15 protein-coding genes and 1 tRNA gene are annotated in these 26270 nt (G+C 57.5%); 2 read left to right on the forward strand and 14 right to left on the reverse strand.

Going from position 1 to position 26270, the window contains the following annotated elements; translation table 11 throughout:
* Positions 1-126: 126 nt before the first annotated feature.
* From SLH47_RS21105 to SLH47_RS21145, 9 genes are all read right to left on the reverse strand, one after another.
* On the reverse strand, positions 127-3408 hold the full coding sequence (locus SLH47_RS21105; protein WP_320242407.1) for a DUF499 domain-containing protein: 3282 nt from the start codon (positions 3406-3408) through the stop codon (positions 127-129).
* A complete protein-coding gene (locus SLH47_RS21110; RefSeq protein ID WP_320242408.1) occupies positions 3405-6296 on the reverse strand; it encodes a DUF1156 domain-containing protein in 2892 nt (963 codons plus the stop codon). The genes SLH47_RS21105 and SLH47_RS21110 overlap by 4 nt, the downstream gene beginning before the upstream one ends.
* Positions 6289-10518 (reverse strand): sacsin N-terminal ATP-binding-like domain-containing protein, encoded by a 4230-nt coding sequence (locus SLH47_RS21115; RefSeq protein ID WP_320242409.1) that lies wholly within the window; start codon positions 10516-10518, stop codon positions 6289-6291. Before SLH47_RS21115 ends, SLH47_RS21110 begins: the two co-directional genes overlap by 8 nt.
* Positions 10512-14033 (reverse strand): helicase-related protein, encoded by a 3522-nt coding sequence (locus tag SLH47_RS21120; RefSeq protein WP_320242410.1) that lies wholly within the window; start codon positions 14031-14033, stop codon positions 10512-10514. Before SLH47_RS21120 ends, SLH47_RS21115 begins: the two co-directional genes overlap by 7 nt.
* Positions 14034-14635: 602 nt before the next feature.
* Positions 14636-14710 (reverse strand) — tRNA-Gln (locus SLH47_RS21125).
* A gap of 63 nt (positions 14711-14773) precedes the next feature.
* A complete protein-coding gene (locus tag SLH47_RS21130) occupies positions 14774-16054 on the reverse strand; it encodes a mechanosensitive ion channel domain-containing protein (protein ID WP_320242411.1) in 1281 nt (426 codons plus the stop codon).
* A gap of 16 nt (positions 16055-16070) precedes the next feature.
* Entirely contained in the window at positions 16071-16904 is an 834-nt protein-coding gene (gene kdsA / locus SLH47_RS21135; RefSeq protein WP_320242412.1) for a 3-deoxy-8-phosphooctulonate synthase, read from the reverse strand.
* Entirely contained in the window at positions 16904-18448 is a 1545-nt protein-coding gene (locus tag SLH47_RS21140) for a capsule biosynthesis protein (protein WP_320242413.1), read from the reverse strand. Before SLH47_RS21140 ends, kdsA begins: the two co-directional genes overlap by 1 nt.
* Complete coding sequence (locus SLH47_RS21145; RefSeq protein WP_320242414.1) at positions 18426-19085, reverse strand: ABC transporter ATP-binding protein; 660 nt, start codon at positions 19083-19085, stop codon at positions 18426-18428. The genes SLH47_RS21140 and SLH47_RS21145 overlap by 23 nt, the downstream gene beginning before the upstream one ends.
* Positions 19086-19201: 116 nt before the next feature.
* On the opposite strand from SLH47_RS21145, the gene SLH47_RS21150 reads away from it, so the two are divergent.
* Together SLH47_RS21150 and SLH47_RS21155 are read left to right on the forward strand one after the other, a co-directional pair.
* Positions 19202-19792: a uracil-DNA glycosylase family protein gene (locus SLH47_RS21150; protein WP_320242415.1), complete on the forward strand. Its 591-nt coding sequence runs from the start codon at positions 19202-19204 to the stop codon at positions 19790-19792.
* Positions 19789-20562 (forward strand): SseB family protein, encoded by a 774-nt coding sequence (locus SLH47_RS21155; RefSeq protein ID WP_320242416.1) that lies wholly within the window; start codon positions 19789-19791, stop codon positions 20560-20562. Before SLH47_RS21150 ends, SLH47_RS21155 begins: the two co-directional genes overlap by 4 nt.
* Before the next feature lie 115 nt (positions 20563-20677).
* Here the strand turns inward: SLH47_RS21155 and SLH47_RS21160 are convergent, their stop codons facing one another.
* From SLH47_RS21160 to mreC, 5 genes are all read right to left on the reverse strand, one after another.
* Positions 20678-21610 carry a glyoxylate/hydroxypyruvate reductase A gene (locus tag SLH47_RS21160; protein WP_320242417.1) on the reverse strand — a complete coding sequence of 311 codons (933 nt, stop codon included), beginning with the start codon at positions 21608-21610 and terminating at the stop codon, positions 20678-20680.
* Positions 21611-21734: 124 nt separating this feature from the next.
* Positions 21735-22874 (reverse strand): rod shape-determining protein RodA, encoded by a 1140-nt coding sequence (gene rodA / locus SLH47_RS21165; RefSeq protein ID WP_320242418.1) that lies wholly within the window; start codon positions 22872-22874, stop codon positions 21735-21737.
* Positions 22871-24811: a penicillin-binding protein 2 gene (gene mrdA, locus SLH47_RS21170; protein WP_320242419.1), complete on the reverse strand. Its 1941-nt coding sequence runs from the start codon at positions 24809-24811 to the stop codon at positions 22871-22873. Before mrdA ends, rodA begins: the two co-directional genes overlap by 4 nt.
* Positions 24808-25347: a rod shape-determining protein MreD gene (locus SLH47_RS21175; RefSeq protein WP_320242420.1), complete on the reverse strand. Its 540-nt coding sequence runs from the start codon at positions 25345-25347 to the stop codon at positions 24808-24810. Before SLH47_RS21175 ends, mrdA begins: the two co-directional genes overlap by 4 nt.
* On the reverse strand, positions 25340-26263 hold the full coding sequence (gene mreC, locus SLH47_RS21180) for a rod shape-determining protein MreC (RefSeq protein WP_320242421.1): 924 nt from the start codon (positions 26261-26263) through the stop codon (positions 25340-25342). The genes SLH47_RS21175 and mreC overlap by 8 nt, the downstream gene beginning before the upstream one ends.
* Between the last annotated feature and the right edge of the window lie 7 nt (positions 26264-26270).

The raw sequence follows: 26270 nt of genomic DNA on the forward strand, positions 1-26270 counted from the left end.
GCAGACTAAATCGACCATCTAATAATCAATTTCTTCATAAGCGACTAAGTCTCCGATTTATAACATCTCTCTTTGGCTTTCAAGCGCGGTTTGCAACAGGCTCTACAACAATGGCCGCAGCCACGATTATTCCTCTTCGAACCCTATCTTTCCTGGTTCCAGCTTCAGGTCGCGAATATTCGACCGTACGACATCGACGACATCATCCTTGTATCCAGCTGGATCGGAAGCTTCGACTTCCAGCGTTAGCCGCAATTCGGACAACTTTCCTCGTGTCAACTCGAACAAGATTTCCTCGGCAATCTTTGCGACCTGTAGACCAGCCTTGTCAGGGTCGAGTTCAATCGATCCGAAAAAGCGCCTCGGTCCCGTCTTGACCGAAGTTGAAGGGGCATCGGGCGAGGTAGTGTCCTTGGGCTTACTCGAAACATCCGGTGCATTATCGCTTGAAGTCTGGGTGTTTCCATTTGGAAGCCGATCACGCCAAACCAATAGCCCGCCCGTGATTTCATTCCCGAGTAAAGTACCAACAGATGATGCGCCCTCGTAGGTGTTTCTAACCTCGTCAAAGCTGGCGGCATAGCCTACGGGCAAGTCCATTCTCTCAATAAGCTTCCCAATCGCCAAAGTAAGCGTGGCTTCATCTCGAAGCCGCGGAAGATACACGTAAGATGCGAACCAATCGAGTAGCGTGGACACCTCCACATGCGACTTCGACTCTTCCCAGACCTTTCGCAGCTCTGCCATTAGGGTGTCGGGACCGAGTTCGTCCACGATCACCGTGTTTGCACGCAGTTTGTCATAGACCACTTGCGCAATGGGTTTTCCGGGTGCGCGATTTGCGACGGAGATATGCTCGATCTCAAAGCCGGTCGCCGGACCTGCGCCATTCCCGCCGACTGTGGCCACAGGATATAGAACGTGCGACCACGTACTTCGTACCCTGTGTGCAAGGCCTTCCGCTGCCTGGGTCATTCGGGACGTGGCGTCATCGAATTGCGCGCGGGTAAGCGTGTCTGCCATGTCCTTGTCTTCGACAATCGACTTCCACGCGAGGTGCTTGCGTGCAATTTCGCGGCAAGTATCAAGCGCGTTTTCGTCAGGAGCAACAAATACGAGGGCATTCCGATAACGTCTCTGGCCAGTGCCGCGCCTTTGCAGTGCATCAACAGTAGTTTCTTGTGCGGATGTCTGGCTCGGGCTTTTCAGAGTGTGCGGGTGAGTTGGCGATATGATGACCAGCGCAATCGCTCGTGCATCGTCTACATCGATGATGCTGTCAGGTGCAGCATGGACGCGATGAAAGCCGCCTTTGTGGCTCTGTTCCCTTCGAAGAATTGCTATGATCTCTGCATCCGCCGCATCTATAGACACGTCGTTAGCACGTTCATCTGCAATCCGGTTCAACGTTGGGTGCGTGGAGAACCAATAGCGGTCGCCTTCGCGGTACAGATAAGCCGAGCGCTCAGATAGCTCGCGTAGCGCATCGCCGAAGATCGAGATCTGATCGCCTGGCTGTGCACACGCCAGCCTCAAGGCAGGTCCAGTAAGCCCGCCGCGTGCCGATCCGCCATGCGGTGCAGTCGCAAGGAATACGGCGCGCGCTGCCCTCGTTGCTGCGATGACATCTCCAAAACGTTTGCGGGATGCTTCCATCTTGGCTGGGAGTGCAAGCTCTCCATCTACCTCTGCCTGCATTATTGGACCGTAGGCGCGGTCAAGAGGTTCGGTGATAGCCGTACGAACTTTTTCCTCAGAGAGTGGCAATAGCGCGAGTGTTATCAATGGGGCGTTGCTCTGCCCACGCCAAAGAGCATAGATCGCATTTGCCATGATCTTGAGGATACCCCTCGTGCGCTGGAATTTGTCGAGCGTAGACCAATCCTCTGAGAAGCGTTTCAGAACTTCTGGATGGATCGGGTATGAACGACGCATCTCTTCGCGGTAGGCGGGTTCCTTTACTTCAGGTGGAAAGTCTGACGCGTTGTCGCGGTACAGCTTGCCAAAAGCGTGGATCGTTGCATCGCGCGCTTTTTCCCCATCTTCATCGAGAGGCTGGAATAGGCGGCGGCGGACAATCTCAAATGTTTCCATCCCGCTGGCAGGTGCCCAAGCAGATTGCACTCGTCCAAAGAGTTTTTCCAACCTCTGCAGGGCATCAACACCGCGCTGATCTCCAACTTCCATCCGCGACTCTGGCAACGAGCCGACTACCATTGTGCCCGGAACTGCGGCGGCGGCCTCAGTCAACGATTGAATGAAGGCATGGAAGGCCTCGTACTCTTCGCCGCGCATTTGCTTGGCGAAGGCTACGACCTCGTCAAGTAGGATTAGACACGGAGAGGCTTGTTCAAGAATTTGCACAAGTTTCTCGGAGCCAGGGTTGGTACGCTGCTTTTCCGACTCAGCGATCAGATCAACGGCTTTCCACCCACCGAGACGGTAGGCGATATAGCCCCACACTGTGCGAACTTCGCGGCCATCGCTAGCATGCATGACCTCGCTCGGGCCCTTGTGCGTGCCGACAAAGACAGCGCGATTGATCTTCGGCAGTGTATTCGTTCCGGCGGCTTCGAAGATGCTTGCCATACCGTGCAACGTTTCGGGCCTGTAGCCCGCATCAACCGCTCCAGCCAGATGGTGCAGCGCGAGCATGGTATGCGTCTTACCACCTCCGAAATTGGTCTGGAGCCCGACGACGGGATCGCCGCCCTTGCCAGCGAACCGTTCAATTGCTCCGCGAAGTACACGGCTTAAACCAACCGTCAGGTAAGTGATCCTGTAGAAAGCTAGGGGATCGACGTACTCTTCTGTTCCTCTTCCTTGGTCTACGAGAGCAAGATTGGCTGCGAATTCGGCATCGGTGAAACGCGCCTCTAGAACATCTGGATGCGGTTGAGCGACGTCACGCCACGGCCGGAGCCTATCCGGCGCGGGGGGTTCATCAAGCTTGCGCTCTTCTTCTGTTGGCTGCTGTGCGGCTTTTGGATTGGATGCTTTCTGTTCTTCATACAGCCCACCCACAATCTTGACTTGGGGTTTTGCGCCGACTGCCGACAAAAGTTCGCGAATAGCATCGAGATAGCGCAAGGCCTCCCGGTCCTGCATCAAGCCATCGAAATGCGAGGTCGCATTGCGGGCATCGAGCGCAAGTGAGACGTAACTACGCGCTCGCCTCAGAGCTGCATCGTGCCGGAAGACCTCGCCGTAGTTGTCCAAAATGGTCTTCAATAGACCGTAGCTATCTAGCTCGCCGCCCGGTTTGCCACCAGCGGCACGGCTTGCATACTGCCGCCAGTGCTTACCATGGCGAGCTTCCATCTGCTGCGCGACGTAAGGCTTAAGGCCGACGCGCAGTGCTTCCAAGGCACCATCCACACGCTGCTTTGATCCGAACGCTTCGCTCATTGCCGCGTCTCCTGTAGATCGAGCGAGCCTTGGGCCGGTCCGACGTTCAATTCAACTTCAAGCGCCGCTTGTTCCAAGTGAGGGAACTCTTCCGCCAACAAATTGTATGCCTTCGCTTCTTGAGCCCATCCTTTCTTTTCACAGACATCATATAAGCGATACGCAAGCGCGCGGGCTGCATCTGCATCTTCTGGGCTCATTTCCGCAATAAGGCTCGCCGCGTCGGCGGTGCTGCCTTCTTCGGACTCTAGAATACGGATCAAGTGCTGCGTGCATTCCCAATGCGTAAGGGTCTTGTCACTACTTGGCCTCCAGTCGGTCGGCATCTCCGAGCGCCTTACAAGTTGGGCTGTTCCGCTTTGGGCGTGAAATACACCTGCTTGCTCAAGGTCCGACAACCCCAGGTTGTAGGCGTTAGCCATGTTGATAGCATCTCCGGAACCGTGTTTTTCCATGCCAAATGCTTGGAACCAATCGATGCAGAATCTCGTTTCAGCATCGTAATGCGCGTCTTCCTCCCCCAGGATTTCTTCGCGAACCTCGTTAACAAGCGCAATTGCGGTTCGAACCGTCATTTCCGAGTCGTTTGGTTCGAGCACATTTGAATAGCTTGTAAAGATACCAATTCCTGGCCCCAGAGACGACTGCGCCATATCGACTGGCCCAACTCCTGCCTCTCGGATCCGCTTAAGAGCTTCTGGCAGTTCCAATTTCAATCTTGTCATAAACTCACGACGAGTTGCGGTAACTGCATTCTCAGCGCGCTTTCGGCAGACAAGTACGATCGAAGAAGCTAAGGCGTTTGCCGAATTAGAGTTCATTCGAACTTCACCTTCCGAGCGAACAGGCCAGGTACCAACAATTACTAAACCCGCATCAAAAACCGCTTGTAGGAACGTCGCCCAACCCGGCGAAGTGAGGCCTTCGTCCGCGACCTCAGATTGTTTGAAGGCGTAGTAGATCGACACAGGGTTCTCTTCATTAGCGATGCTCACTATGTTTTGCAGCGCGTGTCGCATGCCATCTAGAAAAAAAGCTTCCGCGTTGCTCTGCCCGCCGTGTCTATAAGGTGTTGCAACAAGCTCCTCGCCTTTAGGTGCAGTAAGGCGCCGGAAAAGACCCGGCCACACCCCACGCAATGAACGTCGAAGCCATAAGTAAAAATAATCCGATAGATCTGAATAACCCACGTTGTCATAATACGGAGGATCAGTAGAAATAACTGGCGCCACTTCGTTTAGGCCAATTCCATTGGCGGCATTTGCATTCAGGACGCTGCCAAAACCGACCGAATTCATTGCATCTAGACAAGCAGCGACCACCCCTATGCAAGTATCTGCGGCACCGCTCGACTTGGTGAAGACGTTGGCCTCTGCGAAATCCCAAGTCATTGGAATAGCTTGGCGATTATATGCGGACCTGATGGCGTTATCTTTTGGGAGCCAGGTCGCTTGGGTAGACCCGTACATGGCCATTCGATCGACTACGAATGCCAAATAGGTTGCCACAGCATCGGCGTACGCTTTCGCTCCTTTGCCGCCCTCGGCAAGCGATAGATCATCATCGGGAAGATCGGCAATCGACGCATCGACAAAGGCACGGTCACGCGCAGCTCCAACCAAATCAGAAAAAGCAAGTAATGCAGTCATCTGGCGTTTGGTAAAAAGGTCGCGGTAGGTCGGCATACCATAGTCTGGCGGTGAAAACCAACGCGGGTTGTCAGGTAAATTCACTGAGAATTCAGCGGCTTCAGGTGCGTCTATTTCAGCAGCAGCCTCGTGTTCTGCTGTGGGAGAAAGATACAAACGGTTTCGTTCTCCTTCTGCGACGACCGCCATCATCCTCGTAGCCAAACCACCTCTTTCGGCCTCAGCTTTTACGTAGTTGGCAGAAATCGGCGCGCCCGTCAGGACACAGACGAAATTCGAACCTCGCCCAGTTTTTGTTCCTTTCTGCAATCTAGTGTATTCATCCTTGGACAAGGAGCCGGCCTTCACTTCAAAGCGCCAGCCATCCGTCGCAGTGGGGTCGCGCACGACTTCCGCCCAAGCGTTTGAATTCTTCTTAGCGGAGAGCACAAAGGATGAAACCAATGGAACATGCGCGCCCTGTACCATCGGGTCCGGCGATGCGACGGTTCGTGCCCATATCCAGGCAACAACCTTAGCTTCATTTCCTTCGAGCAAAGAAGCGGGTGGGTACATATTCCCAACTCTTCGTTCTGCTTCTTCTCGCATCCATTGCCCGTAGTACCGGACATCGTCGGCCAATCCCGCGGAACCTTTCCATTTGCGCAGTTCGTCGGAGTTCGGATTCACAGGCGGTGATCCTGAAAACCTGGGAGGTATCTCAATAAGTGCTTTGGAGATAAGCGTGGCCACTGGATTCAGGTCCGAGCCATACGCCTTCAAACCTAGACGTTGAGCTTCCATAGGGATTGATCCGCCGCCCGAGAAGGGGTCATAAACTGGCGGCGCTTTCTTTTGCAGATAGTCGAGTATTTCGTTGGGTTTCGACTTGGGAGGCGGCTGCTCTCCATGTCCCCATGCCACTGAACGTGCGATCTCCCATCGCGCAGCGTTCAATATGTGCTCATTGTTAGATGCACTCCAAGGAACCAAGGCGGCAATTAGTCGGTGTAACCGTTCCCGCTCCGTCCGTTGATCAGCTTCGGATGGAAATCGATCGGGCCAAGCAGAAGGATCATCGACCAACTGCGAGAAAATCACAGCTCGGCACGTCGCCAGCGGGCGTTGCGCCCACCATTTATGAAGTGATGTGGGGTATCCCTTGGGAGCTTTCTTTTTCTGCCGAACTGCCTCAGGGTTGATTTGTTCCAGCGGCAGAGCGACTTCAATAAGTTTTTTTCTTCTTATGTGTTCACTCATGCTCGTAGACGATTCTATATGTTGCGGGATAGAGCTTTACCTCACCATTATCTCGCATGGCTCGAAGCTGAGTTCCAGTGATCTCAATCGGCGCGCCCACTGTGTCTGCTAGGATCAGCGCATAGGTTTCGGGCTGTTGGTCGATGAGAAGCCAGAGATCGGCTTCCAATTGGAGAGCGTCACTTTCAAGACAGTGATCCTTGGGCCAGTAATACCGCTCGAATTCTCCCGACGCTCCGTAGCGTTCCCAGGGAAAGCGAGAGCCGTTGGTACGACCTAACCAGCTGCCGTCATCGCGGAAGAAGCGCTCATCGCTTTCCCTCCGAAAACCTTGGGCTTTGGCGAACCGCTCAAGAATTGAAGCCTTTACCGGGCGTTGTGTCCGCCGTCCGCGTTCGTGCGCATCATGAGGCGCATCGTCGGTCGGCTCGGCTTCGGATACGTCAATGTCGTTGGTTTTGCCTTCGTGTTCCGGCTCTTGAGCGTGCTCGCCATCGTACTCGGTGATTTCTTCGCTTTCGGGCGTGTCGGGCGCTGAGTCTGGCAGCTCTTCCTTCGACTTATCGCGGGTGTCGGAAGTCTGCACGTCATGGTCAGGCTGGTGATCGAAAGCATCACCTTCAGTCAATTCCACATCTTCAAGCGTGAAGTTCTCTCCCATGTATGCACGGACCTGATCGATAGACCGCTCGAACCCATAGTCGAACGCCGCCTTCACATCGCTTCGGTTGAAGATGCGTCCTACTTCCTCCGGGACGAGTTTTGCCAGCCGTGCAACCGGTACGTCTTCGACATGTAAAGTCTCGTCTAGCCAGATGACCTCAGCGCGGCGGGGCGTTCCAGCAGGCGTGCCGTCGATATAGGGCACGATCTCAAGCTGCGGAGTTTCCACCCAGACAGTCCTAAATAGGCGCGCGGCAAGGCCTCGCACACGCTGAGTCTCGTCCATCGTATCGAACTTGACGCGCCGCAACTCCGCGGCAATGGCTGAAAACCAGTCTTTCTTTTGAGGTCTGCCTTCCGTCTCTACATCTCCGTAGAAGCGATCTTCTACACGGCTTGCCAGAGACGGCAGGCTTGCGAACGGCTCTGATGCTAGAGTTTCGCCAGACAGGCTACGCAAGTTGGCGGTGGATTGCTTCACCCACTCGTCCAAGTGCTGCCACGGCACCAGCGATTGCATGGTCAGCGCAAATTCAAAGCCGTCGACCGGGGACCATTCTCCAGCGAGATTGATCCAGTGGCCGCATTCATCCCAGATACGACCAGGGTAGCGAACCAGCAGAGCTCTTACACGGCGCGCATCATCTTGCGAAAGCGCCTTACTCGAGGGCAGGCCGGTAAGCCATTGAATAGCCAGATCGGCGGTTGGTCTTTCGGCGACTTCGACTTTGCGCCAAAGCGTTAAGTCGTCAACGGAAGGATGGACGGTCGGGGCGCCAGGAACGTCTTCCTCATCTGCTGACAGAAAGACACCGTTGGACGTCGCCCAATTCGAGTTTGCGGTGAGGACGAGTTTTTCTGAGGCGAAGGCCTCTTTGATCTTCGCGAAATCAGTTGTCGAACAGAATCCGATCATCTGATCCAGACGCCGATACCACTTCTCTAACTCATGCACCGGCGGCTGTTCAGCTTTCGACAGAGCCCGAACGCGATCAAGAAGTCCGAATGGGCCGGTTGGCTCGCTACGCACTCCAAGCAGGTCGAGCAATGGCTGTGTTGTCTCGCGGTCTAGAAGCTTATGGACAAAGGACTCCACATCCAACAAGGACTCGGTTTCGGGCGTTCGCCGTAGCAGATCACGCGGATGCCGCGCATCGCCATGTGTGTCCGGCAGACAGGGAAGTTCGCGCAGCTTGAGCACCCATATTGGCAGCAGCGCTTCGCTTACGACGGCGCGCGTGTTGCCCGTGGTTGCTACCTGGGCAGCTCTGGCAGACTTCGCTCGCGCCCAGTAGCTTTCACGCTCAGCTAGAATGCACTCGGCAATCAGCTTCCAGAACGATCCGTCACTCTCGGCCCTCTTTTCCCAGTGGTTCCAGAGCGCCTTATCGAAGTCCCAGTCATCCAGAACAAACTGGTGCGTGACGTAGTTGTAAGACAGCGCTTCGTCACAGCCACGTTTCCGGACCTCGCGCTCGATCTTGCTCCTGCCATAGATGCTTTGCCGCTTTTGAACCAAAGGCGGGAATGTGTGAAGCCTTGAATTGCCGGACGAAACCCAGCGTTTCCATTCTTCGGCACTGCACGAGATGAAGTCAGCGACGTAGTCGTCGTGAAGGATTCGAGTGTCAAGAGAACTTCTGGGCAGTAAGTCTTCAAGATAGCCGCGCTCATCATACAGGACCGCCCCAGACGCCCGGCGAAGTACCGTGTCTCGCGTGGAAAAGAGGAAGTGGTCGTCAACTCTTGCGCCAAGCCGCGCGGCAATTTGCGCAAGACGAACGCATTCATTCAGATCAAGGTCATCTTCCAAGAAGAACTCGGCAGCAACCCGATTCAAGATTTTGCTAGCATCGCTGGTATCTTCTTGCCCAGCAGCTTTGAGCAATTCGAAGGCTGCTAACACGTCGTCCTGAAGCTCGCGGTCGTTCGCGTTTTCCGCATCGCGCCGTTGCTCAGCCAAAAACCTTGTCCAGTTTTGGTTTAGGACGACAAGGTGTCTCGACAGAAAACCCCAATCCTCATCAGATTGGAGGAGCTTCTTCTCACCAAGCCGCGCAATTTCACGTCCGGCGTAAAGTACGTCCTTGCCTTGCACCGGCATTATTCGGACTTCATCAGCCGAGCTTCGGTTCCAGTATCCCGTCAGATCAGGGGCAACGAACGCCCACAATTTCAAGAGTCGCCCCCAGCTGGGAGGGCGTGGCAGATGCGAGCGCTTTAGGACACTGAGGACAGAGTTCTTGCCGAGTTCAGGGAGCAAATCCCACCGCACGAGCTTTTGCCGGTCGTCGTCACTCACATACTCGCAAAGCGGTTCTCTACCTTCTCTATCGAATAGAGACGCTGCCTGGTCTGCAGGCCAAACATCAAACAGCGCATCAGGTAGGGCGATGCAGGCGTCCTGATTGTTCACATCGCCACTAGATGTCAGGAGGACATTGCGGCCTTCTATCTCGGTCTCAAAGCTTTCTTCAGCGATTGTTCCGCAGACCCCATCCAACGAGTTATCTTCGCGGTCTACATCGGGTAACAGGCCATAGGCATCCGCCCTGTCTTTCGTCGAAAGCTTGGTGTCTTCAAGCCAACTCAACATGGCGTTCGCAGCCAACTCGCCAGTTCGTTTCAGCAGCCATCGATTGGTCGGCGACGTCTCCGGGTCTTTGATTTTCAGACGCGCCGGGTCCTGTATAAATGGCGCATTACAGGCGTAAGGTAGCTCAGTCTCGACCATTGTCGGGAGGACGACGTAAAGGCGACCTTTCGCACCAAGCACGATGTCTACGGTGCAAGGTGGGAAGTCTGTGACCTCGTCGTCCGCAAGCAATCGCTCTTGGCGAATCTCGTCCAGCGCGTCCGCCGGAAAGGCTTCCTCTTTTGACTTTACGACGAGGAAATTATCGGAAAGATCGTCGCCTAACGTCATCCACTTGCTGCGCGGGACCGGACCCGGACCAAGATCGCTCCACTTCACCGAGCTATCGCCGATCTTGAGCTCACGGATGTTTCTGAAAAACAGCAGCGATAGAGGGCTCTTAAGCCACTCACCAAGGTTCTTTTCGAGCTCGCGCTGGCGGTTTGCGTCGCTAATCTCCACCCGGATGCGGGTCTTAGTATCGCTCGAATGCGCGCCGGCTGCCCAAAGCGGCTCGGTGAACCGCTTTCTGTCGAAAGCAACCGCAAGAGACGGAGAAAAGAGCTCGACACGGTCTCCCAGACTGAACGTGCTTTTGAAGCCGATCCCACGAAATCCAATGGTGTGAAGAGCACGCTTGTTGGAATAGCCAAACCGGCAAAGCGAAGCGAAATGTTCCCGTGAAAAATCCTCGCCGTTGTGTTCGAACTCGAAGACTCCATCCTCGACGCGAACCGAAGCTTCGCTCGCGCCAGCATCGTCCGCATTTTGCAAAAGCTCGGAAAGGATATGACGTGGACTTTGCACCTGCTTGAAAAGCTGATGCCACGGTCCTGCAAGCTCAGGGTCGCTCTCAAGTTGGTCCCATCGCTCCTTTGATCGGCGTTGAATATCTTCGAAATATTCAGGTTTGGCTGCTAGCAAGGCGTACCCCCAGCAGCCAGAATTTTGCTCAGGCTGAGATTTCTGGAGACCTCGGTAAAACCAGGTTCGGAACCAAAAACGGATGTTGGGTCCTGAACGTAGACGGGTTCACGGGCAGAGCCCTCCGCCACCTGCACAACTGCCAGAACGTATGGAAGCTCGGAATCCGCCGCATTGAAGGCCGTGAGCATCTCGTTGCGCGTGATGGTGATAACATCAGCGCTTTCGATCCGGCCCTTGACCTCAATGAAGGTGAGGTTGCCGGTTTTGGGGTCGCGGCTCTCAATATCGTAGCCCCGGTTCTCCAAAGACACGTCCTGCGGCTCGCGACCGAGCGCTTTTTCGGCCTTTATGACGGCATCCATGGCGAGCTTTTCGATGATTTCTCGACCTTCGGCCAGACCGTTCGGCTTCTCTTCTTTACCACCGAGCCCGGCAAACCAGCGCGACGGAACGACTAGCGCTGCGCCCTGAATTTCTGGCGGCAAGGGACCAATCTGCCGCTCCTTGGTGAGTTCAGCCAGCCGCTTGTCCAGTCGGTCGGTTAGGGTTTCAACATGTCGCAGGGCGTTTTGGGAGTTCAAACGCTGTTGCTGTCCCGCTTGCTCCGCACGCTCCAACTCCAAAGCGCGGTGCTGCCAGTGCAGAATTTCGCGGCGGAGTCGTTCTTTAACCGCGTCTTCAACCTTCTCAATTTCTTCAAGGCGACGCGATCTTACTTCCTCAAGGTGCTTTGGCACCAGCTCTGAAATCGCGTAGGATCGCACCCGGTCTTCGACTTCTCCTGCAAGCCAGTCCTCAGCAAACAGAGGCTTCACCTGTTTAAGCTCTTCGTCTGAAGCCGGTCGGCAATCGAGATAGGGGGCAGCGCCGCCATCAACTGCCTTGCCATGCTGATCAAGAAACACGAACTGCAGCCGTTGCGAAATTAGGCGAGGGCGTCCGCTGGTCCCGACTCGACCGTCTCGGATGCCATGTTCGAGGTAGGCCAAAAGCCGTGGCTCTTCGCTTCGGTTGTTGTCATCGACCAGCACCGCACCTTGACTGAGAAGCGTCCTGTATCGCTCAAGGGTGAGATCAACGGTGGAATCGAGAAGCGGATGTCCAGGGGCAACGAGAACAGCCTGCCTTTTCCCGGCGATATCCGCCTTGTCAAAACAGATACGGTCATAGCGGGGGAGTACAGGGTCGGCGCGGCCGATCATGCGATCGCGATCCCGCAAGATGGCTGGAACCCGCTTGACTTCAAAACGGCCTTTCTCTCGGGCACGCATCGTACCACCTGAAAGCGTAAAGGCTTCCTCAAAGAAGGATCGGATATAGCGCGGTTGCAGGCGTCTGGCTTCTGCGCGTTCCATCTCTTCCTTAAGCGCGGTGATAGTCGACGCGTCCAGCCCTTCCTTGGTGAGCTTGGTCCTGGCAACCACAGCCTCAATATGTTTCCGGTCTACTGCGCCGTCGATGGCCGTGAATAGCTTCTCGCGCACTTCCGGACTTTCGCCGTAGCGTATAGCTTCGAGGAACATATCCCGCAGCGCGCGGGCCTCGAAAAGTTCGCCGAGTACATCGTAGACTTTACCACCGAGGGATTCCCGGGCCGTCTCAAGCTTCTCAAGCAAACGCGCATAGACTTGGCCCTCGCGCGTTTCGCCGGCTATCAGGTTCCAAAGGTGACAGACTTCTGTCTGTCCGATCCGGTGAACCCGCCCAAAACGCTGCTCCAGCCGGTTTGGATTCCAAGGCAGGTCGTAGTTCACCATGAGGTGCCCACCGCGCTGAAGGTTCACACCTTCACCAGCAGCATCATTGGCAATTAGGAACCTTACTTTCGGATCATCATTGAATGCAGCAATGGCTGCACGACGGCGATCTCTCGGCACACCGCCATGGATCACAACGACGCTTTCTTCATCGCCCGTTCGGCCACGAATTCGCGCTGCAAGATATTCCAGCGTATCGCGTGCCTCCGTGAAGATGACGAGCTTTCGGCGGATGTCCTTTTCGGGGTCGTACACGATTGGATCGTCAAGGATGCGGTCAAGTTCCCGCCATTTCGTGTCTTCTCCAGAACGGCGAATGTCGCGCGCAAGTTTTTCCAAGTCTTTCAGCGAAGCGATTTCCGCTTCAAGCTCGGCAACGGTTCTTGCCGCTGTTGCTTGATCGATTACCTGGTCTTCCAGTTCTTCAATTTCATCCTCTGGTGCTTCATCCAGATCGTCGTCGTCCCAGCTTGGTAGCGCAGCCTGTATGCTAAGCGCTGCGCTGGCTTTCGCTCCGCGCCTTAGCAGCCTTTCTTCTTCTAGCCGCGCTTCAAGACGGGCAAGCCTTCGCTTTAGGGATTCGTGGATAGCGGCTGGTGAGGAAGCCAGTCGCCGCTGGAGGATTTGAAGGGCAAAACCCACGTTGTTTCGCCGCCGTTCTCCACCTTCCCCAATCTGGTCCGCGCGATTCATCTCTTCCCGCACATATGTCGTGACGGCCTCGTAAAGCGCGGCCTCTTTTTCCGATAGATCGTAGGATGCGGTATAGGCGCAGCGCTCCGGAAAGAGCGGAGTCCCGTCGAAGCGTTTCAACTCTTCTTTGGTGAGGCGGCGCATCATGTCCGATACATCGACCTTGTGCGCGCCCTCGCGGAACCGGCCCTCAAAGCGGTCGGAGTCGAGCAGGCCCATGAATAATTGGAAATCAGTTTCCTTTCCGTTGTGCGGGGTCGCCGTCATCAGTAGAAAATGCCGCGCTACCGCGCCAAGGAGTTGGCCAGTCTGATACCGCTTCGTGTATTTGACCTCACCTCCCCAGAAACTCGCGGACATCCGATGAGCTTCGTCGCAGATAATTAGGTCCCAGCTCGGCGCGGCCTTTAGGTGCTCTTGCAGGTCTTCCGCGCGCGAGAGCATGTCAAGGCGGGCGATAACACGCTGTTTTTCAGAAAAGAAATTACCCGACGCAGCGGCTTCGACCTGCCCGCGCGTCAAGATATCAAAGGCGAGGCCAAACTTGTCGAGAAGCTCGTCTTGCCACTGCTCGACGAGGCTCCCGGGCGCGACAATCAGGCACCGCTCCAGGTCGCCGCGAATTAGCAGCTCCTTGATGAGCAATCCGGCCATAATCGTCTTACCGGCACCGGGGTCATCGGCCAGTAGAAACCGAAGCGGCTGTCTAGGAAGCATCTCTTCATACACGGCCGTAAGCTGATGCGGTAGAGCGTCGATCTGCGACGAGCGAACCGCCAGAAACGGGTCGAAGAGATGCGCCAAGCGGATTCGCAAGGCTTCGGACGCAAGCCGCAATAGATGACCGTCGGCGTCAAAGCCGAAGCGGCGCGTCGCTTCTTCCAGCTCCAATTCGGATTCTGCAGAGCGGAAAAGGACAGTTTGATCGACAGCACCATTGAGTTTGTAGGTGACTTCGAGTGCATCAGGGCCGTAGGAGCGCGCAGCTAGAATTTCCACCGGCTGCTTGCCAGCAATTCCGCGAATTCTGCTTCCAGAAACTATCTGCTCAAGTTTTATCATTCTTCTTTACCTAGATGGCTTCGAGTTTGGCCGGTTCCTAAGTGCTTCGTCGAATGCCCGATGGTCTTCATGCGTTCGTACCGTTCGACGTATTCGCGCATGAAATGCCTAAGTACCTGTGCGGCTGGAATGTCATGCTCTTTGCAAGCGGCAATAAATGCCTCTCGCAGCTGCCTCTCGACCCTGATGCGAAAACCGGAATCCTTCATGATGAGCCCAGTGTAGCCAATGGATACACAACTGGTAAGCGCTCATTTCCTGAGGCACAGGGCAGAAGATGCGAATGACAGCTTCCCTGAAAGAACGGTACCAAACAGTGCCAACCCTGGTTCGTGGGGTCGAAGGTCCGCTTTCTCGATCTCCGCAAATCCTCGCTGCAGAGCGGCGAACTTCCGCTTCCCGCCCTGGGTGCCGAATCCACGACCGGCAGCCCGCACTTATCTGGGGCAGTTTTTCGAAACGAACAAAAAAGCCAGTTCTGTAAAACAGAGGGCACCAAAACTCACCAAAATGGTGAAAGTTGCGTTCTTACCCGACAAAAGTTGCAAGTCTCGCCGGACAAGTTGCGATTCATGCCGGACGACACAACAACAGGGAGTATTTGGCTGGGATGGTAGGATTCGAACCTACGGTACACTGTACCAAAAACAGTTGCCTTACCACTTGGCTACATCCCAGCAGCGCCCCGCTAGATACTTCGAAGGTCTCTGCGGTTCAAGTCCCGTTTGCAAAGAAAACGCTCATTCCTTGGGGCTGTCTTCGCGTAAGAGGTCCTCGGACGCGTCCAAATCGCGTTCAGCGTCCACGATCCGTTCGAGTGCGGCGTCGTCGCTTGCATCCACCGTTTCGACACGTGTGCTTTCAGCGACGTCGGGTTGGGCAGCTTCGCGGGTGAGCATGATCGCCTGGGTTGCGTCGGGGATGACCACGCCTGCATTCTGGATAGCTAGTTTGACCTGGCGCAGCGCCTCTCCCTTGGCGCGGACGATGGATGTGGCGTTCTGGTCGACCCAGCCTGTGATGACCAGTTCGACGCCAGCGGGATGCAGCGCCTCAATCCAGCTTTGGGCCGCGGGCTCGCCCAGCACGAAAGGCAGGTTCCGGACCTTCTCTTCGACCAAAGTGCGCGTCGCATGCAGATCGGCATCGCGTTCGATTGTGACGCTGAACATGAACCGTCGCTCGGCGTTTTGTGTGTAGTTGATGATCCGGCTTTTGAAGACTGTCGCATTTGGGATGCGGATGTGATTGCCATCAAACGACAGCAGGATCGTCGCACGGCTGGTCAGGCGGATGACCTTACCGATATCGCCGTTGATCTCCACCGTATCATTGGGGCGGAAGGGTTGGCGGAACGACAGCATCACCGAGGCGATAAAGTTCTCTACCGTGTCGCGGACCGCAAAGCCGAGTGCGAGGCCGATAATCCCTGCGGCGCCCAGAATGGTGCTGAGCAAGGCGGTAGCGTTGAGGATATCCAGCGCAATCACCAGGCCGAAGACCATAAATGCAAGACGTACCAGTTGCCGATAAATCTCGGCGATAAAGGTATTGGGGGCCAGCCTCTCCCATGGTTGGCGCAGGCGGGCAATCGCGAGGCCGACAAAGACGATGAAGGCGAAGGCGGCAGCGGCAATCAGAGCGAGCGGAAGGAACAGAACGAACTGATCGAAGCGGGCGCGAAATCGGTCAATCGCGGGGTTCAATCGTTCGGCGATGTCTGTGGTTTCGGTGACTTCGTTGCGTACGGCGACAACACCTTCGACACGGGTGGCTAAGGGGTCAAGTGCATCGGCCTGAAGTGCAGAAGGGGTGGTGCCGCGGAACGTCACGACGCCTTCACTGACTGTGACGGTCACATCGCCGTAATTGTCGAGTTCGCTAAGGATTTCCCTGATCCGATTGGCAATTGCGGCATCCTGCGCGGCAGAGTTTTCCGTGGTGATGGTGCCCGTTGCCTCTTGCGCCATGGCAGGAAGAGCCGTGACCAGAAACAGGCTGAGCAGGAAGAAAAGCCGCACGACAGTCCGCCTGATACTAAACCCTCAACGGATCGGCTTTGGCCAGCGCGTCAAACGCCATCAGGCTTTTGACAAGGCCATCCATCTGATCAAGCGGGATCATGTTGGGCCCGTCAGAGGGCGCATTGTCCGGGTCCTGATGCGTTTCGATGAACACCGCGGCGATCCCCAAAGACACAGCGGCGCGCGCCATTACAGGAGCAAATTCGCGTTGCCCGCCCGATGACCCACCCGCGCCGCCGGGCTGTTGCACCGAATGGGTCGCATCCATCACGACCGGATAACCCATACGCGCCATCGTCGGCAGTGATCGCATATCGGCCACCAGCGTGTTATAGCCAAATGATGCACCGCGTTCGGTTACAAGAATGCGCTTGTTGCCAGTGCTTTCGATCTTGGCGACAACATTGGGCATATCCCACGGGGCAAGAAATTGGCCCTTTTTGACGTTGATCACGGCACCGGTCTCGCCTGCGGCGAGCAAAAGATCAGTCTGGCGACATAGGAAGGCCGGGATCTGGATAATATCGCAAACCTCGGCCACGGTCGCGCACTGCTCAGGCGTGTGGATATCCGTCAGAACCGGACAGCCGACATCGTCCTTCACGGCCTGCATCACTTTCAGCCCTTCATCAATACCAAGACCACGTTTGCCGCTCAGCGATGTGCGGTTGGCCTTGTCAAAGCTGCCCTTGAAGACAAATTGCGCGCCATAGGCCGCACATGATGCTACCATTTCGCGAGCAATCATCAGCGCGTGATCGCGGCTTTCCAACTGGCAGGGGCCTGCGATGATCAGCAAGGGTTGATCATTACTGACCCGTAAAGGGCCGATATCGACAATATGCATTAAGAGCTCACTTGTTCGCGAAGGACGGATACCGTCAGGGAAATCATCAGGTAGATGCCCGAAAAGATCAAAAATGACAAAAGGGTATTTTCAAAGGCACGCGGATAGGTGGCCTCATCCGGGGCGATGGGACGCACGCTTTGCGAGAGATACCGGACCTGGCGGTTTGCCTCAATTCGGGCAGTTTCCATCTGGGTCAAGGCCTGTTGGACCATCGCCACCTGGAACCGGTAATCCTCTTCCGCCGTCAAAAGATCGAGGTTGCGCGACGCCTGCGAGACGGTCGTGTCATCGCTGCCGGCCATTTGCTGGCGGATCTCGGCGATCTGAATTTGCACATTGGCAATCTGATCACGCAAGGTCTGGACCTGGGCTTGACTTGGACGTTCGACGCTCAGCCGTGATAGCAGAATGCCCTCAAGGCGGTCCTGTTCGGCCTCGAGAGTTGAGATACGCGCGCGCTGGGCCGAGGATTCGCTGCGTGGGTCGATCTGTTGTGTCGCTTGCTGGATCGCCAACCATTTCTCCAGCGCTTCTGACCGCCGCCTTTCGGCATCTTCGTAACTGGCGAGCGCGCCCTGCATCTGATCGGCGCGCAAACGCGCGGTCAGCTGGTCAACCTGTTCCTCTGCATAGCCGATGAGCGCTTCGGAAAAACGCTGGCTGGTGTCAGGGTCAACCGCGATCACTTCCATGCGGATGATCCCTTCACTTGGATCGTAGCTGATGCGCACATGGTCCTGATAAAGCGCAAAGGCATCCTCGTTCGTCGCACCTTCGGGCAAGCGCTGTATCTCGTCTATGTCAGGGTTGCTGAAATGCCCTTTGAAATTGTGATCGGCATCCAGTCGCAGCATCGCCTCGCGCGAGGCCAGATAGGATTGCACCGCGATGCTGTCCTGTTGCGTGGCGATGGACGTCCCTTGAAACAGTGTGCCAAGACCGGCAGGCGCACCACCCTGAGATTGTGCTTGCTGGATCACGATCTCGGAATTCGTGGCATACATCGGTGTGGCCACCTGATAGAAATACCAACCCATCATTGCGGTCGGCAAAAAGATGAAGACCGCGAGCCGGGTAAACAATAGCGCAAGCTTGCGGCGCCGTCGTTGCGCAATCTCGCGTTGGATGCGCCGGATCTCTGACACGTGGCTACCCGGCTTTTTCGGCCCGCTTGGCGCAGGCATCAGCTCTTTGGGATCGGTCGTTTCGGGCAATTGGATGCGCCCCGGATCGACCTGAGACTTGGCCGCGTCGGGCTTGACCAGTTCCAGAACCGAGTTGCGCTGGAACGGATCAATCCCGGCCTCGCGCAGCTTCATCACCGCAACAAAATCGGATGAGGCCTCAATACCGTTTTTCTGGGCCACCCGGCGCGCCATACGCAATTGTCGGCCCGTCAAGCCTTCCTTGCTGATGGCCTCAATGATTTCAGCTTGCGAAGGCGCGGTCGCCGCCTCGGGCGCCGCTTCTCGCGCTGCAGCATCGGGCGTGACCTTGCCGCGCCGAATGCGAAACTTTTTAACCTTGGGTTTCGTAGTCATACAGCACTTTCGCCTCTTCCAAGGTGTCAAACATATGCAATTGCCCATTCTGCAGCACTGCGGCAGAGCGTGCAAATCGCTCAAGCGTGGCAGCCTGGTGGGACACGATGATCACCGTCGCGCGCTCTAACCGGTCGCGTAGGATTTGCCCAGCTTTACGATTGAACTCGACATCCGTCGCACCAGGCATCCCCTCATCGATCAGATAGATGTCAAATTCCAACGCGAGCATAAGGGCAAAGGAAAACCGCGCCCGCATGCCGGTGGAATAAGTGCCCACGGGCATCTCAAAATACTCTTCCAGCCCGCAAAGCCATCTGCAAAAGGCCTCGACATAATCTGGATCAAGCCCGTAGAGCCGCGCGATATAGCGGCAGTTTTCCAGCGCACTCAGTTTTCCGGCGACCCCGCCCATGAACCCCAGCGGGAATGATATCTTGCAGCCGCGGGTGATCTTGCCCTCATCAGGCTTCTCCAGCCCCGCCATCATGTTGATCAGTGTGGTCTTGCCTGTCCCGTTGGGGGCCAGAATGCCGAGCGAGTTACCCAATTCCACGCGGAAAGAGACGCGATCAAGGATCACCTTGCGCTGCTTGCCGGTCCAAAAGGATTTGCTGACTTCTGCAAATTCCAGCATTTTCGTCCTGTTCTGCCTCACGCGGAGATGTGATTGCTTTACCCCGACTTCCTTAACAGCACACCATATGCATACCGATATATCAGCAATATCGCAAAATTGGGGCATAAAGACGAATGACAGATACGCGCTTGCAAAGTGAAATCGCCGCTTGCCGACTTTGCGCGGATCGATTTGCGCAGACTGCGACACGCCATGCGCCACGACCTGTTGTTTGGTTTGACAAGGCCCCGCGTATCTTGATTGCTGGTCAGGCCCCCGGCATGCGGGTGCATGAAGCACGCAAGCCCTTTTGGGACCGTTCAGGCGATCGGTTGCGGGAGTGGTTGGGCATTGATTCTGAAGTGTTTTATGACCGCACAAGGATCGCAATTGTACCAATGGCGTTCTGCTTTCCGGGCTATGACGCGAAAGGCAGCGACCTGCCGCCGCCGCCTATTTGCAAGGCCACTTGGCACGGTCGCGTCATGGCGGAACTCGGGCCTGTGCCGCTGACCGTGCTGGTGGGCGGATATGCGCATAAATGGCATCTGGGCGGGCAAGCGGGCGTGACGCAGGTTGTGGCGGCATGGCGCGACCATGCACCGCGCGTCTTTCCCTTGCCTCATCCGTCCTGGCGCAATACCGGGTGGCTGAAGAAAAATCCGTGGTTTGCCAGTGATTTGCTGCCCGAACTGCGCCGTACTGTGAAAGATGTGCTTGCGTGACCGACCTTGATACTGCCCATGCCGCGATGGAAGCGGCACCGGAGGATGAGGCCGCCCGCCTACGGTTTTATGAGCGGCTGGCCGATACCGAACTCTTCATGCTTTTGGACGGTGAGCCTGACGGCGATCAGGTGGAGCCCGCGCTTTTTGAAGTGGAAGATCAACGCTTTAGCCTTGTCTTTGACCGGGAGGAGCGGCTGGCGCAATTTGTCGGACGCGTCGCGCCCTATGCCGGTTTGCCGGGGCGGGATCTGGTGCGGATGCTGGCGGGGCAGGGGATTGGGTTGGCGCTGAATCTGGATGTGGCGCCGTCGGCGATGCTGATCCCGGCGGAGGCGGTGGATTGGCTGGTCGCCACCTTGGGCAACGCGCCTGATGAGACCGAGGCACGGCTCACCGAGATCACGGCCCCCCATGTGCCAGAGGCGGTTGTGACAGGCCTTGACCGCAAGCTTGCCATTGCGGGTGGGCTTGCGCGCTTTGCCTATCTGGCGGCTGCGACCTATGAAGATGGCGGCAAAGGCCATGTGCTTGTTTTCATTGACGCTTTGGACGGCGCAGAAAAAGCCTTAGCCGCCGCCGCGAGCGAGGCGTTGACCTTTTCAGGTATCGAGGCGGGCGTGATGGATGTGATGTTCGCGCGCGCGTCTGATCCACTGGCGGCGCATCTCGCACGGGTTGGTTTGCGCTTTGATCTGCCGGAGGCCGTGATGCCAGAGGCGCCCGGTGCGCCCGGAATGGACCCCGAAAAACCGCCGAAATTGCGGTGAGCCGTCAGGCCTGATCCCGGCGTACAGAACCCGTACAGAAGCTGTACATATCCTGTACGTAAACTTTGTCAGAACCGTGTGGCGCGCTTGTTCCGATTCGGGTACGTCAAATTCCTCAATATCCGCGAGACCGGTCAACCAGATGAAGAAACGGCTGCCCCGCCTCGCCGCGCGCGATGTTTTGGGCAATCACTTCGGAGGCGGTTTCGGGTCGCGTACTTGAGGCGATATGGGGCGTGACGGTGACGGAGGGGTGCGCCCAGAAGGGGTGATCTGATGGCAGCGGTTCGGTGCGGAAGACATCCAGCGTCGCGTGGGCGACCTGTCCGCTGTCGAGCGCTGCGACCAGCGCGTCATCATCGATGAGGGGCCCGCGACCGGGATTGATGATGAACGCGCCCTGCGCGAGCAGGGCGAGCGTCTCTGTATTCAGGATATTCTCCGTCGCCGGTGTTTGCGGCAAAAGCAAGATGACGATTTCGGCGTCCTTGAGGGCTTCACGCAGCCCCGCATCACCGCTGAGGCAGCGGATATTGGGGATGTCCTTTGCGCTGCGGCTCCATCCGGTGACGGGAAAGCCAAGGCGGTGCAATGCCTCGGCACAGGCCGCCCCCAATGCGCCGAGGCCGAGGATTGTCACGGGCCGATGCTTGGCCACCGGCGGATAGATGAAGTTGCGCCACACACCGTCCTGTTTTGTGATGTGATCATCCATGCCGAGGTGGTGGCGCAACGTGTGCCCCGTCACCCATTCGACCATGCCGTCTGTCAGGCTGGGGTCGACAAGTTTGCAAAGCGGCTGGGTGAGGGTGGGGTTATCGACCACGGTCTCAACCCCGGCCCAGAGGCTCATCACCGCTTTAGTGCGGGTGTATGGCGTGAAATCGGTGACGGGGCCGTTGGGGGCGAAGACGATGTAGTCGACTGTGTCGGGGGCGTGGTCGCGGGAGAGATTGGTGGTGAGGCCTGCTTTGGTCAGGGCGGCGTTGAGCGGTGTTTCATATTCGTCCCAGCGTGGAGGCTGTGCAGAGAAAAGGATGTTCAGCATCGGAGTACTCTATCGTGCCTTTTTCGCGAAACAGAGGGCGGCCCCCGGCCCTGGGTGGGGGCATAGCCCCCTCCCGTGGGGAGGGTCGGGGGCTGCCCGGCGATGCCGGGTTGTTACTATGAATTCAACGGGGCCGGTGGACATGCGCGCTTTGCACCAGACCAAAGGCGACAAGCAGGACCAGCATCGCCGAACCGCCATAGCTGACGAGTGGCAGCGGCACACCGACAACGGGCGCGAGGCCGGTGACCATGGCCATGTTCACGGCGAAGAACAGGAAGAACGTCATCGCGACGCCCAAGGTCAGGAGTGATGCAAAGCGGTCCCGATTGCCCAGCGCCGAGATAATGCAGAAGACGACAATCAAGAGATACATCACCAGCAGGGCGAAGGCGCCGACAAAGCCGAACTCTTCGGCGAGGGTCGTGAAGATGAAATCGGTGTGCTTTTCGGGCAGAAAGTTCAATCGGCTTTGCGTGCCCTGCATATAGCCGCGCCCGGTCCAGCCGCCGGAGCCCAAGGCGATCTTGGCCTGCGTGATGTGATAGCCCGCGCCGAGCGGGTCATTGGCAGGGTCAAGGAATGTATCGATCCGTCGGTATTGGTAATCCTGCAAAAGCTGCCAGGGCGTCCCGCGGCTTTGGAAGACGGCGAAGACAGCGGCGACGCCGGAGCCGATGACGGTCGCGAAATAGCCCCAGTGGACGCCTGCGAGAAACATGACTGTCGCGCCGCCGATCAACAGAAGCAGAGCGGTGCCAAGGTCCGGCTGGTTCACCACCAATGCTACGGGCGCCAGGATGAAGAGCACCGGTATGGCCACCCAAAGCGGGTGCGAGGTTTTCTTGTTCGGCAGCCAATCGTAATAGGCGGCCAGGAACATCACGAGTGTGATCTTGGTCAGTTCCGACGGTTGCAGCAGCATGAAGCGCAGATCGATCCAGCGCTGCGCGCCTTGGCGTACCTCGCCAAAGAACTCGACCCCCAAGAGCAGGATGATCGACCCAGCATAGGCCACGAACGCCATGTTGCGCCAGAACCAGATCGGCACCATGGCCACGACCATCATCAGCACCATGCCAAGCGCAAAGCGGGTCATCTGTGGTTCGACCCAGGGCGAGGTGGAGCCGCCCGCGACGGAATAAAGCATCAGGAAGCCCGCAGAGGCGATGGCGATCAGCAGCATGATGATCGGCCAATGCAGGTACCAGATTTTGCGAAAGCCCGTGGGGACGTGTTTGGTGTTGTACTCTAAATAGCTCATACCCGGCTGCGTCCCTGCGCGCCCGGTGGGATGCGCGCATTGATCCGACGCTGCTGTTCGGCGATCTGATCGCGGATGCTGGCGGGATAGGCCTCAAGCGGGGGCGGGCCGCCATATTGCGCCTGCAGCAGGATATCGCGCGCGATGGGGGCAGCGGCGCGAGAGCCACTGCCACCATGTTCGACCACGACGGCACAGGCATAGCGCGGGTTGTCGTAAGGGGCGTAGCCGACGAAGAGGCCATGGTCGCGGCGCTCCCAGGGCAGGTCTTCGTTCTTGGTCACACCGGCGGCGCGTTCCTCTGGCGTGATGCGGCGCACCTGGCTGGTGCCGGTTTTGCCCGCCATTTTATGCGCCTCATCCACGATCCGCGACGCATAAGCGGTGCCGCGACGGTGGTTGCAGACATCCTCCATCGAGGCGCGGATGCGGCGCAGGGTGTTTTCGTTGAGGCCGAGGCTTTCGCCCAGACCGCTGGGCTGTTCGACACCGTCGATCAGCTTGATCAGGCGCGGCGTGACCTCGCGACCGGTGGCAAGACGCGCCATCATCACGGCAAGCTGCAAGGGCGATGACAGCACGTAACCCTGCCCGATGGAGGCGTTGACGGTGTCGCCGATCCGCCAATCCTCGCCGCGTATCTCGGCCTTCCATTTCTTATCGGGCGCGAGGCCCTGCGCCACCGCAGACAGCGGCAGGTCGTGCCGGACGCCAAGGCCCAGCTTGCGCGCCATCTCTGCCATCTTGTCGATGCCGACGCGCTGGGAAATCTCGTAATAATAGCAGTCGCAGCTTTGCTTGAGGCTTTCATGCAGGTTCACATTGCCATGCCCGCCGCGTTTCCAGCAGTGGAAGCGGATGTTAAAGACATCCATATGGCCGGGGCAATAGACGGTCTCATCGGGGGTGACGAGCCCCTCTTCCATCGCGGCCAAGAGCGTGATCATCTTGAAGGTCGAGCCGGGCGGGTAAGTGCCCTGCACGGCTTTCGCGGCAAGTGGGCGGTATTTGTCCTGGTTCAGCGCGTTCCAGTCGCGGGTCGAGATGCCGCGCACGAAAAGATTGGGGTCAAAGGCGGGGGCGGAGGCGATGGCGCGTAAGTCCCCATTCTCAAGATCGATGACAACGGCGCCCGCGCTTTCGCCATCCATCCGGGCCTGGGTGTAGGATTGCAACCGGCTGTCGATGGTCAGCTGGATGTCCTTGCCGGGATCACCTTCTTGCCGGTCAAGCTCGCGCATGATGCGGCCAGCGGCGTTGACCTCGATCCGGCGGGTGCCGGCGCTGCCGCGCAGGGTCTGTTCCAGCTTGTTTTCCGCCCCGGTCTTGCCAATCTGGAACTTCGGGATTTGTAAGAGCGGGTCGGGGTCATCGATGCGGCTCAGGTCATAATCGCTGACGGGGCCGACATAGCCCACGACATGGGCGAGGTCTGCACCCCATGGGTAGACGCGGCTAAGGCCCACCTCCGCCTGGATGCCGGGCAGGGCGGGGGTGTTGAGGTTGATCTGGGCCACATCCTCCCACGACAGCCGGTCGGCAATGGTTACGGGCACAAAGGGTGAGCGGCGCTGCATCTCTTCCATTGCGCGGGTCAGATCGCCGGGGTCGATTTCTACAATCTCGGTGAGTTTTGCGAGCACCTCGCCCACATCACCTGCATCCTCGCGGACCATGACGACGCGGTAATTCTGCTCATTATCGGCGATGGGAACGCCGTTGCGGTCAAAGATCAGGCCGCGGGCCGGGGGCAGCAGGCGGATATTGATCCGGTTCTCTTCGGCCAGCAGACGAAATTCATCAGCCTGCTCAATCTGCATCGACCGCAGCCGCCAGCCCAGCGCACCCACCACGCCGAGTTGCACAGCCCCCATCACAAGCGCGCGTCTGCTGATCGTGCGGGCGCTTTCGAGGATATCTTTGGGCGGTCGTTTCATATCCTTTGTCCTCGGCTGCCGACTTCACCCGGCGCGGCACGGCTGACCCCGAATATGAAATGCGCGACGAGCACGACAAGGGGGTAGATCAGGATCGTGCCGATCATCTGGATGAGCGTGAGGCCCAGCGGCGCCTGTGGCACCATCGTGATCGCCAGCGCCAGTCGGTTCAGCACCGTGATCGCAACGATGCCAAAGGTGATCGTGCCCCATTCCACGAAAAGCGGCATCTGCCGGAACTCGCGGTGCTGGCGGCGGATTGTCTCGGTCAGCATGACCACAAGCGCGGCCCAAAGTCCCGGGGGGCGTTGAAATAGAAAGTCGGCGGCCAGGAAGACAAATGCGATCACGAGTACCGGCAGGTAACGCGGTTTGCGCGCGACCCAAACGAGGGTGATGACCAAGAGCAGGTCCGGCGCCGCCCAGGCCGTGGGGCGCATATCGAGCGGGACGAGTTGTGCGACGATGATGACAAAAGCCAACACGAGGAAGACCGCGCGGTGGGTCCAGGTGCGGGCATCGGTGCGTTCAGCCATCACCGACCTCGCTAGTCGTCAGGGCCGAGGGCGTGAGGGCCGCGGGGCCAAAGAACTCTGCCTCCGGTGTCAGCAGGTCGGTGGGGTCAGGGATCTCTTCATGCGGCTGGGACCGCAGCACGCGCAGGAATTCCAGCCGCTGGTAATCCGCCGCGAGCCGCACCCGCAGCCTGTTATCAGTGCCAAGTGCGACCTGACCGACCAGAAGATCGGCGGGGAAGACGCCGCCGTCACCGGATGAGACAACGCGGTCGCCCGGACGGACCATCGCGGTATCCTCCAGAAATTCGAGCGGGGGGTTGAGGGTGTTGTCGCCGCCGAGGATCGCGTTTTGCCCAGATGGTTGGATTGTCACGGGGATGCGGCTGGACGTATCGGTGAGCAGCATCACCCGGCTGGTATTCTGCCCGACACCGGCGATCCGGCCGACCAGCCCGATCCCGTCCATCGTGGGCCAGCCATCGATGATGCCGTCGCGCGCGCCGACATTCACCAGAACCGATTGCCGGAAGGGTGAGCCGCTATCGGTGATCACCACGCCGGTCACATAGGTCAGTTGCGGATCAAGGCTGACATTGTTGAGATCGAGCAGTTTCGCATTTTCCTGCTCCAATTGCAGGGCAGCTTCTTTCCAGGCTTTCATCTGCTGCAATTCGCGGCGGAGGTCCTGGTTCTGGGCGCGGAGTTGCTGGTAGCTTTCGAAATCGCTGATCAGGTTGATGACGCCGTTGATTGGCGCCATGGCCCAGGCGAATGAGGGGACGAAAGTGTCAATCGCTTCGGCCCTTAGCCGTTCGGCGCGCGGGCTGTCGATCCGCCAGAACAGGAAAATGCCAAACAGCACCAGCACCAGCAGCCCGACGGCCAAGCGGCGGATCGGGCCAACATAGTCTTCGCTGTTCTTGTCCTTTGCCAAGATGCTC

It is taken from the genome of Cognatiyoonia sp. IB215182 (assembly GCF_033963905.1).
Classification (GTDB): domain Bacteria; phylum Pseudomonadota; class Alphaproteobacteria; order Rhodobacterales; family Rhodobacteraceae; genus Yoonia.